The sequence below is a fragment of the Moraxella sp. FZLJ2109 genome (genome assembly GCF_024296965.1).
Classification (GTDB): domain Bacteria; phylum Pseudomonadota; class Gammaproteobacteria; order Pseudomonadales; family Moraxellaceae; genus Moraxella.
Map to the genome: position 1 here is coordinate 1,431,589 of NZ_CP101112.1, position 16,913 is coordinate 1,448,501.

Sequence of the window (16,913 nt, forward strand, 5' to 3'; positions counted from 1 at the left end):
ATTGAAGGAAGGATAAAACAGTGGGCTTAGTGTAACATATTTATCAGATGATGCCTAATAGAAAGATGATTTTTCGCAGGGAAAATTCTCATCTTGACATGAATAATATTTCATTGATTTTGCAAAAATTCACAAAACTCTGCCAAAAAAAGCTCATCAATCAATAATTTTTTGCCATGATATTCATATAAAGTGCTGCGCCCATATTCGCCGTCAATGGTGCGATATAGCCTGCGTGTGTGCGGTAGGGTGCGATGTTTTTTAAACAATACATAGCCAATTGGTGTGCTACCCAAATGCCTTAGGCGGTTTAGTTCGCCTTGTAAGGTTTTAAGTGGAAAAATACTGCTTGCCATCACCCAAGCGCGATCACTTGCGCCATACAGCTGCACCGTGCGCACCCAAGCGATCTGCGGGCGATTGACATCAAGCCCAAGCTGCTTTTTTTGGGCGAAAGTAAGCGCACGATGACCTTCTTGCACGATTTTGACACGCAGCGGCTGATTTGCAACTTGTTCAAGCAGTGCCGTCAGCGAGCCTTTGGCGGTCAAAAAGTTTGCCAAATTCGCATGAGTATGAGCAAAATCAGACGGTAACTGAGATAAAAACTGTGGCATAGGCGGCGAAATTTTGCGGTACAGGTGTTTTATTTTAGCATAATTGGCGCAAATTTAGCGTAAAATTTATGACATTGATAAATATAGTTAAATAGTTTAAATTTACAAAAATTAATAAAAATTGCTATATTAGAACATTTATACTTAAAAAATCAACAAGTTAAAATGGTATAGTATGATTTATTCTATTTGTAAATGATTTTGTAATACCCATTTATTTATGAAATATCGAACATTGGCAAAGGCTATTGGATAAATGCGCAAGTTTTGGGTATTCTGTATCCATCGGAAGGCAAAGCGAATCACGCAAAGACTTGCCAACCTTTATTCAGTGCATTTATGCAAATTATGTTGTCAATGAAAGGAGTTAGCCATGACTTATCAATCAGCACTAGACCATGTTCGTAAAGTTAAGGAAAAATTGGGCGGCACTTGGGATGCCATTCGCCCAGAAGATGCGGCACGCATGATCGTCCAAAACCGCTTCAAAACTGGTCTTGATATCGCCAAATACACCGCTGCCATCATGCGTAAAGACATGGCAGAATACGATGCGGACAACAGCAAATACACCCAATCACTAGGCTGCTGGCATGGCTTTATCGCTCAGCAAAAAATGATTGCCAACAAAAAATACTTCGGCACAACCAACAAACGCTACATCTACCTATCAGGCTGGATGGTGGCAGCGCTTCGCTCAGAGTTTGGTCCACTACCTGACCAATCAATGCACGAAAAAACCGCCGTGCCTAAGCTAATCGAAGAAATCTACACATTCCTTCGCCAAGCAGACGCCAAAGAGCTAAACGACCTATTCCGTGCGATGCAAAAAGCTGAAGCAGCAGGCGACACAGCGAAAGTAAAAGAAATCGAAGCTCAAATCGACAACTTTGAAACTCATGTTGTGCCAATCATCGCTGACATCGATGCAGGCTTTGGTAACGAAGAAGCGACCTACCTATTGACCAAGCAAATGATTGAAGCAGGTGCGTGTGCGATTCAAATCGAAAACCAAGTATCTGATGCTAAGCAGTGTGGCCACCAAGCAGGTAAAGTAACTGTACCGCACGAAGACTTCCTAGCCAAAATCAATGCCGTACGCTATGCATTCCTTGAGCTAGGTGTCGATGATGGCGTAATCGTGGCTCGTACCGACTCAGAAGGTGCTGACCTTACTCAAAAAATCCCTGTATCTCGTGAACCAGGTGATCTAGCGAGCAAATACATCAGCTACCTAGAAACCACTGAAATTGACATCTCTGAAGCCAAAGAAGATGAAATCCTAATCAAGCGTAATGGCAAACTACATCGCCCAACTCGCTTGCCATCAGGCTTGTATCAGTTCCGTGAAGGCACTCAGCATGACCGTGTTGTCCTTGACTGCGTAACTTCACTACAAAACGGCGCTGATATGATTTGGATCGAGACCCCAACACCGGATGTGGCAGGTATCGCAAGCTTTGTTAATGACATCAAGAAACAAGTTCCAGATGCAAAATTGGTGTACAACAACTCACCATCATTCAACTGGACCATCAACTTCCGTCAGCAAGCGTATGACCGCTGGGTCGCTGAAGGCAAAGATGTCTCAGGTTATGAGCGTGATAAACTGATGGACGCCAAATATGACGGTTCTGAGCTTGCCAATGATGCAGACGAAAAAATCCGTACTTTCCAAGCAGACGCAGCTCGTGAAGCAGGTGTATTCCATCACCTAATCACCTTGCCAACTTACCACACCGCAGCGCTATCAACGCATGAGCTTGCCAAAGGTTACTTCGGTGAAGAAGGTATGCTGGCGTATGTGGCAGGTGTTCAGCGTAAAGAAATCCGTGGCGGTATCGCTTGCGTCAAGCACCAAGCCATGGCAGGTTCTGACATCGGTGACGATCACAAAGAGATCTTCTCTGGCGAAAACGCTCTAAAAGCAGGGGATGCAAGTAAGAACACCATGAACCAATTTGGCGGCTAAAAACCGTCGTGGGTAACGCTACTACTTCGTCAAACTCGCTCGTAGTACTACTTGTACAACTTCGCTCGTTTTCCTAGTATTAGCGTCCCCCCCCCACTTGGTTTTCCTTTGTTAAAAAGGTGATTAAAACGGTGTTTTGACTTTTGGGTTAAAGCACCGTTTTTGATTTAGTTTAAGATAATGATTTTTAAGGATAAAACTATGGCGACACAACGCATCCAAAAAGGCAGCTTTGCCATTGACAAGATTTTGTATGATTTTATCGAAAATGAAGCTTTGCCACTATCAAATGTCTCAAGCGATGAGTTTTGGGCAGGGTTTGAAAAAATTGTCAAAGACCTAACCCCAAAAAACAAAGCTTTGCTTGCTCGCCGTGATGAGCTGCAAGCGCAGATTGATGAGTGGCATGAGAATAACGCCTATGAGCTAGAAGCGTATAAACAGTTTCTCACCGACATCGGCTATCTTGAGCCAGAGGTAGCGGATTTTGAGATCACCACCGAAAATGTCGATGACGAAATCGCCACCATTGCAGGCGCACAGCTTGTTGTGCCGGTGCGTAATGCTCGCTATGCGCTAAACGCAGGCAATGCTCGCTGGGGTAGTCTGTATGATGCACTGTATGGTTTTGATGTCATCAGTGAAGAAGGTGGTGCTGATAAGGGTCGTGGCTACAACCCTGTGCGTGGGGCAAAGGTGATTGAATTTGCTAAAAATTTCCTAGATGAAACCTACCCACTGGCGACAGGCTCGCACGCGGATGCGACTGCCTATGCCATTGATGGCGGTGTGCTCGCTGTTACTTTGGTAGATGGCACGATCACCACGCTCAAAACTGCCGAGCAACTACAAGGCTATAACGGCAGCAGTGATGAGCCGACAGAAATTATCCTAAAAAACAATGGGCTACATACCATTATCCAAATTGACAAAACCAGCCAAATCGGTCAATCGGACAAAGCGGGCGTCAAAGATGTCATCCTAGAAGCTGCCGTAACCACCATCCAAGACCTAGAAGACTCAGTGGCTGCTGTCGATGCCGAAGAAAAAGTAGAAGGCTATCGCAACTGGCTAGGTCTGATGAAGGGTGATTTGAGTGAAACTTTGGAAAAAAATGGCAAAACCATCACTCGTACGCTAAATAGCGACCACACCTTTACCGACCTAAATGGCAATGCCAAAACCCTACACGGCCGCTCAGTGCTGCTACTGCGTAATGTAGGTCACTTGATGACCAACCCTGCGATTTTGGTGGATGGCGAAGAGATTTTTGAAGGGATTATGGATGGGGTGATCACACCAATGCTGTCCACAGTGGACATCACGGGCAAAAATACCTTGCGTAACTCTCGCACAGGCTCGATGTATATCGTCAAGCCAAAAATGCATGGCTCAGAAGAAGTCGCCTTTGCGGTGGAGTTGTTCACACGCTCAGAAGAGTTGCTCAAACTGCCAAAAAACAGCGTCAAAATGGGCATCATGGACGAAGAAAAACGCACCAGTGCCAACTTAAAAAACTGCATCTCGGCAGCGCGCGAGCGTACCATCTTTATCAATACAGGCTTTATGGATCGTACAGGTGATGAGATTCACACCGCTATGAAGGCAGGGGCATTTGTACGAAAAGGTGAAATCAAGGGTCAAAAATGGTTTGCCGCCTATGAAGACCGCAATGTCATCATTGGCCTAAAAGCAGGGCTCAAAGGTCGTGCCCAAATTGGCAAAGGTATGTGGCCAAAGCCTGATGAGCTGGCTGATATGTACCGCACCAAGATTGAGCATCCACAAGCAGGGGCAAGCTGTGCATGGGTACCAAGCCCATCAGGTGCGACCATCCATGCGATCCACTACCACAAGTGCAGTGTGGCTGAGCGTCAAGCAGCATTACAATCTGCTCAAGTGCCGTCCATCGATGATTTGCTGACCATTCCACTGGCGACAGATACCAGCTGGAGCGATGGTGATAAGCAAAAAGAGCTTGAAAACAACTGCCAAGGTATTTTGGGTTATGTGGTGCGTTGGGTGGATTTGGGTGTTGGTTGCTCAAAAGTCCCTGACATCAACAATATTGGTCTCATGGAAGACCGTGCGACCTTGCGTATCTCATCACAACATGTTGCCAACTGGTTGGCGCATGGCATCGTCACCGAAGATGAAGTGTGGGAAGTACTAAAACGCATGGCGAAAGTCGTTGATGAGCAAAACGCGAGCGATCCTGAATATCGCCCAATGTCGGCAGACTTTGACAATAATATCGCCTTTAATGCGGCAGCTGATTTGATCTTTAAGGGTGCAACTCAGCCATCAGGCTATACCGAGCCATTGCTGCACAAAGCACGCTTGAAATTAAAAGGCTATACAGGCGATTGATCGGCGGTATGAGCACAAAACCACGATGGGGCAACTTATCGTGGTTTTTTGCAAATTATCAAATAGCATTATAAAAATGCTTGACAAAGCCATCAAAATGCGGTTTAATATGCACCACTTTGGCGTGATAGCTCAGTTGGTAGAGCAACGGATTGAAAATCCGTGTGTCGGCAGTTCGATCCTGCCTCTCGCCACCATATTAAGAAAGCCTTTCGAGTAATCGAAAGGCTTTTTTGTTGTATTGCTTTCATTGTTTCTCATCTACAAACTGTTGTTGCTTGATCCATTCGCGCAAATGCTTGTATAAAAATGGCAGCACCGTACTTTGTCGATGGCGGATGTGTAAGTAATTTTCAATCAAGCCAAACACTTGTATCGGCATGTCATCACAGGGTGCAAGCTGATCAAGCTCACCTTGCAAGCTGACAACCTTTCGCATATGATTAAAGTTAGCAATCACTCCCTTTGGGCTGTCATGCAGTCCTGCGGTATAAACTTGATATTGGTGGTTATAATAAAATCCGCACGCTGCCTGTACGGTGCTTGAGTTTTGGGTTCTGAAGCTGTAATTGTACCGATAGCCATAGTTTTCATAAACCCAGTCCAAAAACAGCTTGCCAGCACCTTTATATGCAATACCGATTTTATCGAATGCATCGATGGGTAAAATCGGTGCTGAATATTGGCAAATTGTCATCAGCTGCCCACGCAATTTATCAGGGATATCTGCAGTTTGAGTCAGATAATCGATCGCCCATTGTTTTTGAAAGCCAGCTTGTCGCGCCTTGGCAATATCTGTCATGATTTTGTGAATATTGTCCACATCTGCAATGGGCAGAAGATTGCTTGTACGGATCAGATAGTATTTTGGCATCATATCTCCATGCCAAATCAGCAAATGATCATCATGATGATAAACAGCAGGCATTGCACCAGTCATGACATAGCAAAGCTGCTGATACAGAAGGCTTAAATCATCAAATTGCTGATTATCCTTAGCATGGTTATCGATATCAGACTTTAGCGACCAGTGGGCAAGATGATTATCGTTGGGATTATAATCAGTGCCATGAAAGCCAACGATCTGCTTATGAAAATCATCTGAAAGTGTTGGCTTGATGATTTGACAAGCTTGATTGGGTGTGTCGTCCAAGAGTAGTTTTTGTTGCTGATTTTCAAGTTTAATAAACAGCTCGCACAAGCATTTTTCAAGACCGCTGCCATTGATCTTGTCATTGGTAAATATCTGCTCATAGGTCAGGCTCTGAGCAATATCCCTGTGGTGTGCGATCGCTGACTGTAGGGTATGATAAGGATCGCGCTCGCCGCGTTCATCATAATACAATGACTCATGGTGTAGCAGAAAATAAATCTTTGTGTTTGTATCATCGGTATGGATTTGTGTCATGAGCTGAGCGCAGATTTGCCATGTGTCGTACAGATATAATTGCAGCGCTTGACAAAGTGTATCACTGATATCATCGGTTTTTAACAAATAAATAGGATGCTTGCCAAGCTCATGAAGCATGATGGTAAAATGCTTATCAAACTGCTTTTTATTCTGAATGTCCGCCTGATAATCCTTATTAATCGACTGAAAATCTAGCGTCACATAATCCGATAAATACAGCCTAACATCCTGCATGAACTTTGCCAAACTGCCACTTTTGGATGCGAAAAATGCTTGGGGATTTTTGGCATTCAGCTCGATGCTGTGATTGGATGTGCGAGTTTTATAAGGTGATCGCATGATGTAATCACGGTTTGTATTGGGCGTGGTGGATTTGGACTGTTTGTTTCTGGATTTGGTTAATTGAGTGACATCACCAAAGTTTTGAATGTTAAAAGTTGGTAAGTGCGCAAATTTTGATTGAAAATCACTGCGCCAAGCAAAAGCCTGCTTGGGTGTAAAGCAGACCGATTTTATCGTCAGTACAATCTGATCATTATGATGTGTCAGTGTCTCAGCATCGATAGCGTGCGCATGACAAACCAAAAATCCATGATAAAACGAATGCTCAAAACAATAATAAATACCCGTTTCACAAGTCATTGGCATGGCTGTGTCTAGGCTTGGGTCTGGATTTGCTGCTTGTTCCTTTGTGATGGCGAGTGTACGAAACAGTAACCGCAGCCAGTTTATAGTGGGTATTTCACCAGGGTTATCAATGATGGATGCGGTAAAATGCTTAAAACCATTCGTGGTCAAACGCTCGGTGCGTAAGATAAAAAATGTCTGCGACTCACTATGTGATTTGATCAAAGCGATTGGTGTGAGTGTCTGTTTGATTTCATCAATGATGGCGAAATAACGGCCTTGCAGGTTATCTGTACGGATTTTATAGACATAAAAATCAGCAAAAATTTTATCAAAGTTCAGCTTAGGATCGATCAAATTTGTCAAAACTTGTGATGTTGTCATGGCAAGTGCTCCAAGTTAATTGCTAAAAGCTTCATCGGCGGACTGATTTATAAAGGTCAAAATTGCCGTTATGGCGTCTTGGTTGATTTGACCTGTGTGCCGATCGATGAGCGCAGGGATGGTGAGTACTTGACTGTGCTCATATTGCTGTATCTGCCGTGTGACATCGGATAGGATATTGCAGATGATCAAGCGCGATGGCATATCTGTGTTTGGATGGCGGTGGCGCAAGATAAAATCTCGCTTTTGTAGAATGTGCATCAGTGCCGTTTCACGCTCGGCAGTTGAGCGGCTGTCGTGACGATCCAGATTCCAGTGCTTAAAATCAATCAGGGCTTGCTTGCCTTGATAGCTGATCACATAGTCAAACAGCTCAAAATATTCTGGTGGCAAGTCGTCCAATTGACAGCCGTACTCTTCCAAGATTGCCTTGCCGGCAGCTTCACCCAGCGCGCCTTTGTAGATATTATTTGCCAAAATAGGTGTCAAAATGTATTCAGCGGCGTCATGCCAAGTGGTGGCATAGTCGTGCTTGATGAAGTAATTTTTGATAATGGAATTTTGCATAAGGATATTTAAACGCATCTCATCGGCACTGATCAGATGGCTGTTATGATCCAAGCCAAAAAAGCTGCAGGGCGTATTTTTATTTCCTTCAAAATCACCCGAAAAACGATAACTGCTGGCGGGAGTAGGTGGCTTTAGATAGTATTGAAATACTGTAGGCTCAGGCTTGATGCTGGTAGGGTGTTTTAAGCAAATTTCGCGCAAAGTGTGCCATGCATGGATTTTGGCACAGGCTTTGGCTTGGCTGTCGGTGTCATCTGGAATGCCTTGGTGTAGTTTACTAAAGTCATCCAAGAATCTTTGAATCATGACATGATGTCGATAATTGGCGGTATTGGCAGCGGTCTGTAGGCGAGCTAAAGCAAGATTTGGCAGTACAGTAGCTGTAGCAGTTTGATGCACAAAGTCAATCAAGCCGCGATATTCATGCGTGGTGATGTGCGTAGGTTTTGGCACTTGTTTGAGCAGGTCATGCAGTTTTTGACTGATAAAAATCAGCGGATTTTTGCGTTTGTGGCTGCTTCGGTTGATTCGTCCGATTGCTTGTTCAACTTGACGACAGACAGCGTGAGCGTAGTCACCATGGGCGGTATTGGTTTCACCATAGTGATTACTTTTTAATCGACTGAGTCGTTTAAATTCCATATTTAAGACAGATTTCACCCAGTCATCGCAGGCGCTGAGACTGACTTTGCCAGCATCTGTCAGGCTCATGATTTGTACTAAGGATTTTAGCTTGGTGCTGTGCAGATTTTCATCCTGATAAGATGGCACGGTGATCAGATGTGTGGGTAAGTCCAGATACAGAGTATCGATATCGCAAGTGATTTTGGGACTTGGTAGGGCTGAAGTACAGATCCAGTCGCGGTCGGCGGGGTGGATGGGATAGTCAGGATTCGCACCCGATGATAGCGTTTGGTAAGTGGTAAAAATAATTACCTTATCACTGCTTTTAGTGAGTCTATCTTTGATAATGCTGTCGAATTTTTTGGATTTTAGATAGGCACTATTGACGACATCAAACACGATGTTTATTTGGTGGCGTGCTGATAATTCATCCAAAAAATTTTGGAAAAATCCACGCTCATTGTCATTAAGCAAGCGATTGAGCATTAACATCATGTAGCGATTACCGGCTGTGTGATTATCCAAAAAAGCACAAATCGCTTGGCAATAATTGTCCAGTAATCCCAAATAATACGCCACTTTGCGATGATCAACTGCGGTATCATCAAGTGATTTATCATCGCCATACAGTCGATGCCATACTTGTTGAAGCTGTGCGTTATTGGGTATGACAGGTGGCGTGTTCAAGTCCAAGAAATAGCGGCAGTGTGTGCGAACAAAGCTTTCAGCTTGACCGTTTAAACTGTGAAAATCAATCTTAATCTGTGAATAATCGCGCAGTTTGTGATAATGGGCATTGATGTGCGTAAGTTCATCGCTACTAATGCGGATCAGTCTATCATCAATTCGCCGCTCAAGATACGCCATGTCAAAATTATGGATAACGCTTTGATTATTGGCAGTAGCACTGATCCCGATGATCGGCGTGCCGCGTTCGATCCAGCGTGCAACCATTGCTGTGGGCGATTCAGTAAATAATGTGGTGTGAAAGCTGACAAATTGATGCATGGCAAGGGGTGTGTAAATTTCATTGAGCTTAAAGCCATTGGTGTGAAAACTACCATCATTGGTCAAGCTTGTGATTACTTGATTTTTATAGAAATTAAGCAATGGATCAATCAGATGGCGAATGTCATCAAGGCGATAAATGTTAAACAGTAGGTTAAGCTGCATTTGCGGATCGGAGGGTAAGTTTAGTTTATTGGCGTTGCTAACAAGTTTTTGGCAGGCGTGATTTAGAGCAAAGATAAAGTCACGACCAACAATGATGGAGAGCTGATTGAACAGTTCGTATAAAGGATATTTGTCATCAGGCAGTTCATCGGGTGCAAAGCAAGTGTCATCAAAGATGATATTGGTGTGGCTATCTTGATCAAAATATACCCAAAATTTCTTATCCAAACTCGCGTGATGCGTGGTCTGATAATCGGTAAATAATGCTGCGGTTTGAAAATTTGACATCTTGTGATGTAAGCAAAATGAGCTGGTCAAGCGATAACGATCTTTAAGCGAGTTAAGTTTGTTAAAATAATTTGTAAAAATCTTGGCAATGCCTTCATATTCGGCAGTGGTAGGTGGTGCAAAAACTGGTAATTTTACACACAGTTCACACGCAAGCTTTAGTAGATTAACCGACTGTTGATCGCATAGAAAATTAATAATCTCACCATTTTGCCGATCGATTTCATCGATCAATAGCAGATGTTGGGACATTTGTGCATCAAAATTATAGCGCGTATCAAATGGCAAACTACCACCGTGCATGAGTTTCATGGTTGTCAAAAATACTGCAAGCGTATCGGGATTTTGTAGTCGCATGGCGGGAAATAGTTGGGATAGTGCAGAAATCTGCTGCAGTGTCAAAGTCTTGAATTTAAGATGATTGGCGGTATTGATTAATTGGCAAAGACTTTTGAATACATTGGGTAGCAGCTTTTGTAGATTGGCATTTAAGGTATTGATAATGATAGGATCGGGAATTTCAATTTGTAGCATCTTGTGCAGGCTTTTGACGCTAGAAATTTGATCCGTGATGGATTGCGATGGTTTGAGCTTTAAAGTGTTTAAAATATTGGGCAGTCGATGATTGATGATTAAGTCAAGCAAAATGTCATTATTGTTTGGCAGAAGTAGGGTTTGGGTGGTGAGCCATTGTTTTTGTGGGTGATTAAGCCGTTCATCGGTATTGATCAGATCGGTGAGTTTATCATAAGCTTCGCGAACATTATCAACAGCATTGGTGATATAAAGGGGTAGATGCAAGGGGTAGGGATTTGGATCGCCATATAAGCGATGGTGTATGCGATGCAGCATATATTCGAGCAAAACCACCATGGTGCTATGCGTTTTACCAATCCCTGTTGGAAAATCAATCGGAGAGAGGCTGCCGCCATTTGTGCGGGTGAAAAGTATGCGATCAGCAAGCAGTTGTGTGATAGGATTGTCAAATTCATAGGCAGACTGCTTGAGCTTGGCAAAGTCAAAATCTGCAAAAGGATGGGTAGCGATGTCCATAATAAGTTCCAATTGTACAAAATTTAATCAATTATAGATATAAATCAGCACAATGTAAATACATGATATAGACATAGATAATTTGGCTCAATATTTGAAAAAATAATAAATAAAAATCCCCTTAAAAACCAACCACTTACAAACTTTCTCCCCTTTTATGCAAAAAACCACTTTACAACCGCCGATACTGGGTCTATAATACGCACCACTTAAGCAGCACAGCATAGCAAAAAATGCTGATAAATCAATAACTTACAGCAAGTTATTGAGCTTCAAAGTAAAAATTTTGAAAACTTTTCAAAAACGAAAGTTTTTGAAAAAAATCAAAAAACTTTGAAAAAAATGCTTGACTTAATAAAATTTCAGCGTATAATACGCATCCTATGTCACCAAGCAGACGATGCTTTGACTTAAACTATTTAAAATCAAAACTAAAGAACAACTTGTGTGGATTTTTGCGAATACAAGATAATCTTAAAAAAATTATCATTTATATTCAGCAAGAATACTCAAAGTTAATTCATTTACACGATGAGCAAATATTGCTAGTAATAATAAATGAGCCAACATTAAAGTCCAATCAAACATTCTTTGTTTTATTGGCAACTCAAGATTAAACTGAAGAGTTTGATCATGGCTCAGATTGAACGCTGGCGGCAGGCTTAACACATGCAAGTCGAACGAGGTTAGGGAGCTTGCTCCTGATACCTAGTGGCGAACGGGTGAGTAATGCTTAGGAATCTGCCTAGTAGTGGGGGATAACTTGGGGAAACTCAAGCTAATACCGCATACGACCTACGGGTGAAAGGGGGCGCAAGCTCTCGCTATTAGATGAGCCTAAGTCGGATTAGCTAGTTGGTGGGGTAAAGGCCTACCAAGGCGACGATCTGTAGCTGGTCTGAGAGGATGATCAGCCACACTGGGACTGAGACACGGCCCAGACTCCTACGGGAGGCAGCAGTGGGGAATATTGGACAATGGGCGAAAGCCTGATCCAGCCATGCCGCGTGTGTGAAGAAGGCCTTTTGGTTGTAAAGCACTTTAAGTAGGGAGGAAAAGCTAATGGCTAATACCCATTAGCCCTGACGTTACCTACAGAATAAGCACCGGCTAACTCTGTGCCAGCAGCCGCGGTAATACAGAGGGTGCAAGCGTTAATCGGAATTACTGGGCGTAAAGCGCGCGTAGGTGGTTGCTTAAGTCAGATGTGAAAGCCCCGGGCTTAACCTGGGAACTGCATCTGATACTGGGTGACTAGAGTAGGTGAGAGGGGAGTAGAATTCCAGGTGTAGCGGTGAAATGCGTAGAGATCTGGAGGAATACCGATGGCGAAGGCAGCTCCCTGGCATCATACTGACACTGAGGTGCGAAAGCGTGGGTAGCAAACAGGATTAGATACCCTGGTAGTCCACGCCGTAAACGATGTCTACCAGTCGTTGGGTCTCTTGAAGACTTAGTGACGCAGTTAACGCAATAAGTAGACCGCCTGGGGAGTACGGCCGCAAGGTTAAAACTCAAATGAATTGACGGGGGCCCGCACAAGCGGTGGAGCATGTGGTTTAATTCGATGCAACGCGAAGAACCTTACCTGGTCTTGACATACAGAGAATTCGCTAGAGATAGCTTAGTGCCTTCGGGAACTCTGATACAGGTGCTGCATGGCTGTCGTCAGCTCGTGTCGTGAGATGTTGGGTTAAGTCCCGCAACGAGCGCAACCCTTTTCCTTAGTTACCAGCACTTCGGGTGGGAACTCTAAGGATACTGCCAGTGACAAACTGGAGGAAGGCGGGGACGACGTCAAGTCATCATGGCCCTTACGACCAGGGCTACACACGTGCTACAATGGTTGGTACAAAGGGTTGCTACACAGCGATGTGATGCTAATCTCAAAAAGCCAATCGTAGTCCGGATTGGAGTCTGCAACTCGACTCCATGAAGTCGGAATCGCTAGTAATCGCAGATCAGAATGCTGCGGTGAATACGTTCCCGGGCCTTGTACACACCGCCCGTCACACCATGGGAGTTGATCTCACCAGAAGTGGTTAGCCTAACGCAAGAGGGCGATCACCACGGTGGGGTCGATGACTGGGGTGAAGTCGTAACAAGGTAGCCGTAGGGGAACCTGCGGCTGGATCACCTCCTTAATGAAGATATCTGATTGGCAAGAATCCACAACAAGTTGTTCTTTGGTAAGATGTTTAAAACGGGTCTATAGCTCAGTTGGTTAGAGCACCGTGTTGATAACGCGGGGGTCATAAGTTCAAGTCTTATTAGACCCACCATTAAATTGGGGCCATAGCTCAGTTGGTAGAGCGCCTGCCTTGCACGCAGGAGGTCAGGAGTTCGACTCTCCTTGGCTCCACCATTTAAACATCAAAGCATACATAAGCAATTTAATAAGAGATTTCTTATTTATGCTTTTACTTTATAAACTGACGAAGTTTATAACACTATTTAACAACATGATTATGAGTCTGGGTTAATAAATTATCCAACGTAATTTATTAACCATGGTGATTGTACCCCAAAATACAATCACCTAAAGTAAAGAGAACTGAATCAAGCGTAAACATAGGTGAAGATCGTTACACATTACCCTTATAACACCAAGACTACTTGGGGTTGTATGGTCAAGTAATGAAGTGCACATGGTGGATGCCTTGGCAGTCAGAGGCGATGAAAGACGTGATAGCCTGCGATAAGCGTCGGTGAGGTGGCAATATCCTGTGACCCGGCGATTTCTGAATGGGGAAACCCACCTAAGATAACTTAGGTATCATAATTTATTTTATGAGGCAAACCGGGAGAAGTGAAACATCTCAGTACCCCGAGGAAAAGACATCAATTGAGATTCCCCAAGTAGCGGCGAGCGAACGGGGAGGAGCCGATCGAATTTACAGTAGCAAAATGGCGTGGGAAAGCCAACCATAGTAGGTGATAGTCCTGTATGCGAAACTGTTTATGAGACATATTAAGTAGGGCGGAACACGAGAAATTCTGTCTGAAGATGGGGGGACCATCCTCCAAGGCTAAATACTCCTGACTGACCGATAGTGAACCAGTACCGTGAGGGAAAGGCGAAAAGAACCCCTGTTAGGGGAGTGAAATAGAACCTGAAACCGTGTGCATACAAGCAGTCGGAGCGGACTTGTTCCGTGACGGCGTACCTTTTGTATAATGGGTCAGCGACTTATATTCTGTAGCAAGGTTAACCGTATAGGGGAGCCGTAGGGAAACCGAGTCTTAATAGGGCGACTTCAGTTGCAGGGTATAGACCCGAAACCGAGTGATCTATCCATGAGCAGGTTGAAAGTGTCGTAACAGACACCGGAGGACCGAACCCACTCCCGTTGAAAAGGTAGGGGATGACTTGTGGATAGGGGTGAAAGGCTAATCAAACTCGGTGATAGCTGGTTCTCCCCGAAAGCTATTTAGGTAGCGCCTCGGACGAATACCATGGGGGGTAGAGCACTGTTTCGGCTAGGGGGTCATCCCGACTTACCAAACCGATGCAAACTCCGAATACCCATGAGTACTATCCGGGAGACAGACGGCGGGTGCTAACGTCCGTCGTCAAGAGGGAAACAACCCAGACCGCCAGCTAAGGCCCCAAATTCCTAGTTAAGTGGGAAACGATGTGGGAAGGCACAGACAGCTAGGAGGTTGGCTTAGAAGCAGCCACCCTTTAAAGAAAGCGTAATAGCTCACTAGTCGAGTCGGCCTGCGCGGAAGATGTAACGGGGCTCAAACTAGGAGCCGAAGCTGCGGATTTAATTGTTTCAATTAAGTGGTAGGGGAGCGTTGTGTAAGCCTGTGAAGGTGTATCGTAAGGTATGCTGGAGGTATCACAAGAGCGAATGCTGACGTGAGTAACGACAAAACGGGTGAAAAGCCCGTTCGCCGGAAGACCAAGGGTTCCAGTCCAACGTTAATCGGGGCTGGGTGAGTCGACCCCTAAGGCGAGGCCGAAAGGCGTAGTCGATGGGAAATCGGTTAATATTCCGATACTTGTTTATGATGCGATGGAGGGACGGAGAAGGTTATGCCAGCCTGGCGATGGTTGTCCAGGTGGAAGGATGTAGGTAGGCTTAGTAGGCAAATCCGCTAGGCTATTACTGAGATCTGATAGCAAGCCAGTTTACTGGCGAAGTGGCAAATACCATGCTTCCAGGAAAAGCTTCTAAGCGATAGTCATAAACAAATCGTACCCGAAACCGACACAGGTGGTCAGGTAGAGAATACCAAGGCGCTTGAGAGAACTCTGCTGAAGGAACTAGGCAAAATGGTACCGTAACTTCGGGAGAAGGTACGCTGCCGGTGGTGAAACCCTCGCGGTGTAAGCTACTGGCAGTCGCAGATACCAGGCTGCTGCAACTGTTTATTAAAAACACAGCACTCTGCAAACACGAAAGTGGACGTATAGGGTGTGATGCCTGCCCGGTGCTGGAAGGTTAATTGATGTGGTTAGCGCAAGCGAAGCTATTGATCGAAGCCCCAGTAAACGGCGGCCGTAACTATAACGGTCCTAAGGTAGCGAAATTCCTTGTCGGGTAAGTTCCGACCTGCACGAATGGCATAATGATGGCAGCGCTGTCTCCAGCAGAGACTCAGTGAAATCGAAATCGCAGTGAAGATGCTGTGTACCCGCGGCTAGACGGAAAGACCCCGTGAACCTTTACTACAGCTTTACATTGAACTTTGACCTAACTTGTGTAGGATAGGTGGGAGGCTTTGAAGTAGGGACGCCAGTTCCTATGGAGCCATCCTTGAAATACCACCCTGGTTATGTTGGGGTTCTAACTTAGATATAACAGTATCAAGGACAATGTATGGTGGGTAGTTTGACTGGGGCGGTCTCCTCCTAAAGAGTAACGGAGGAGTACGAAGGTGCGCTCAGAACGGTCGGAAATCGTTCAAAGAGTATAAAGGCAAAAGCGCGCTTAACTGCGAGACCCACAAGTCGAGCAGGTACGAAAGTAGGTCTTAGTGATCCGGTGGTTCTGTATGGAAGGGCCATCGCTCAACGGATAAAAGGTACTCTGGGGATAACAGGCTGATACCGCCCAAGAGTTCATATCGACGGCGGTGTTTGGCACCTCGATGTCGGCTCATCTCATCCTGGGGCTGAAGCAGGTCCCAAGGGTATGGCTGTTCGCCATTTAAAGAGGTACGCGAGCTGGGTTTAGAACGTCGTGAGACAGTTCGGTCCCTATCTACCGTGGGCGTTGGAAATTTGAGAGGATCTGCTCCTAGTACGAGAGGACCAGAGTGGACGAACCTCTGGTGTTCCGGTTGTCACGCCAGTGGCATTGCCGGGTAGCTACGTTCGGATGGGATAACCGCTGAAAGCATCTAAGCGGGAAGCCCACCTCAAGATGAGATTTCCCTAAAGAGCCGTTGTAGACTACGACGTTGATAGGTTGGGTGTGGAAGCATGGTGACATGTGTAGCTAACCAATACTAATTGCTCGTTTGGCTTGACCATACAACACCCAAGTGGTTTAATACTACTGATTGTGTTGATGGTAAGTGTAAAGATTTTACCTATAAGCTTGAATCAATCTTGATAAAAAAACAAATAACAGACTCATAACAGCGTTGTTAATCCTTTTACGCTGACGACAATAGCAAGATGGAACCACCTGATCCCTTCCCGAACTCAGAAGTGAAACGTCTTAGCGCCGATGGTAGTGTGGTTCGCCCATGTGAGAGTAGGTCATCGTCAGCACCTTATTTAAAACCCCCGCCATGATTGGTGGGGGTTTTAATATTTGATCTGCACTAGTGTGTTTTCGAATAACGACTGGGCAGCTTAAGATGGGTA

5 protein-coding genes, 3 tRNA genes and 3 rRNA genes are annotated in these 16,913 nt (G+C 44.8%); 8 read left to right on the forward strand and 3 right to left on the reverse strand.

Features of this window, described 5'->3' with window-relative positions:
* Window positions 1-110: 110 nt before the first annotated feature.
* On the reverse strand, window positions 111-617 hold the full coding sequence (locus NKU06_RS06990; RefSeq protein ID WP_254729626.1) for a chorismate lyase: 507 nt from the start codon (window positions 615-617) through the stop codon (window positions 111-113).
* A 373-nt stretch (window positions 618-990) separates the two neighbouring features.
* Between NKU06_RS06990 and NKU06_RS06995 the strand changes: the two genes are divergently transcribed.
* The 3 genes from NKU06_RS06995 (at window position 991) to NKU06_RS07005 (ending at window position 5,156) form a co-directional block, all read left to right on the forward strand.
* Window positions 991-2,589, forward strand: coding sequence for an isocitrate lyase (locus NKU06_RS06995; RefSeq protein ID WP_254729627.1), 1,599 nt, complete (start codon window positions 991-993; stop codon window positions 2,587-2,589).
* A 201-nt stretch (window positions 2,590-2,790) separates the two neighbouring features.
* The gene (locus NKU06_RS07000) at window positions 2,791-4,959 is read left to right on the forward strand and encodes a malate synthase G (protein ID WP_254729628.1); all 2,169 of its coding nucleotides are present in this window, start codon (window positions 2,791-2,793) and stop codon (window positions 4,957-4,959) included.
* Window positions 4,960-5,080: 121 nt separating this feature from the next.
* Window positions 5,081-5,156: transfer RNA gene (locus tag NKU06_RS07005), tRNA-Phe, on the forward strand.
* A gap of 50 nt (window positions 5,157-5,206) precedes the next feature.
* Here NKU06_RS07005 and NKU06_RS07010 read toward each other — a convergent pair.
* Window positions 5,207-7,381: a hypothetical protein gene (locus tag NKU06_RS07010; protein ID WP_254729629.1), complete on the reverse strand. Its 2,175-nt coding sequence runs from the start codon at window positions 7,379-7,381 to the stop codon at window positions 5,207-5,209.
* Window positions 7,382-7,396: 15 nt separating this feature from the next.
* A complete protein-coding gene (locus NKU06_RS07015; protein ID WP_254729630.1) occupies window positions 7,397-11,089 on the reverse strand; it encodes a hypothetical protein in 3,693 nt (1,230 codons plus the stop codon).
* A 615-nt stretch (window positions 11,090-11,704) separates the two neighbouring features.
* On the opposite strand from NKU06_RS07015, the gene NKU06_RS07020 reads away from it, so the two are divergent.
* The 5 genes from NKU06_RS07020 (at window position 11,705) to rrf (ending at window position 16,817) form a co-directional block, all read left to right on the forward strand.
* Window positions 11,705-13,233 (forward strand): 16S ribosomal RNA (locus tag NKU06_RS07020).
* A 61-nt stretch (window positions 13,234-13,294) separates the two neighbouring features.
* Window positions 13,295-13,371 (forward strand) — tRNA-Ile (locus NKU06_RS07025).
* Window positions 13,372-13,378: 7 nt separating this feature from the next.
* Window positions 13,379-13,454 (forward strand) — tRNA-Ala (locus NKU06_RS07030).
* Window positions 13,455-13,717: 263 nt separating this feature from the next.
* A 23S ribosomal RNA gene (locus NKU06_RS07035) occupies window positions 13,718-16,574 on the forward strand.
* A gap of 129 nt (window positions 16,575-16,703) precedes the next feature.
* Window positions 16,704-16,817: ribosomal RNA gene (rrf, locus tag NKU06_RS07040) — 5S ribosomal RNA — on the forward strand.
* Together the 16S, 23S and 5S rRNA genes with 2 tRNA genes alongside form the textbook arrangement of a ribosomal RNA operon.
* Window positions 16,818-16,913 lie beyond the last annotated feature (96 nt).

What these genes read in the sequence shown, in the direction of transcription:
- NKU06_RS06990 (WP_254729626.1), bottom strand. Translation starts at nt 617, where the DNA reads ATGCCACAGTTTTTATCTCAGTTACCGTCTGATTTTGCTCATACTCAT.
- NKU06_RS06995 (WP_254729627.1), top strand. Translation starts at nt 991, where the DNA reads ATGACTTATCAATCAGCACTAGACCATGTTCGTAAAGTTAAGGAAAAA.
- NKU06_RS07000 (WP_254729628.1), top strand. Translation starts at nt 2,791, where the DNA reads ATGGCGACACAACGCATCCAAAAAGGCAGCTTTGCCATTGACAAGATT.
- NKU06_RS07010 (WP_254729629.1), bottom strand. Translation starts at nt 7,381, where the DNA reads ATGACAACATCACAAGTTTTGACAAATTTGATCGATCCTAAGCTGAAC.
- NKU06_RS07015 (WP_254729630.1), bottom strand. Translation starts at nt 11,089, where the DNA reads ATGGACATCGCTACCCATCCTTTTGCAGATTTTGACTTTGCCAAGCTC.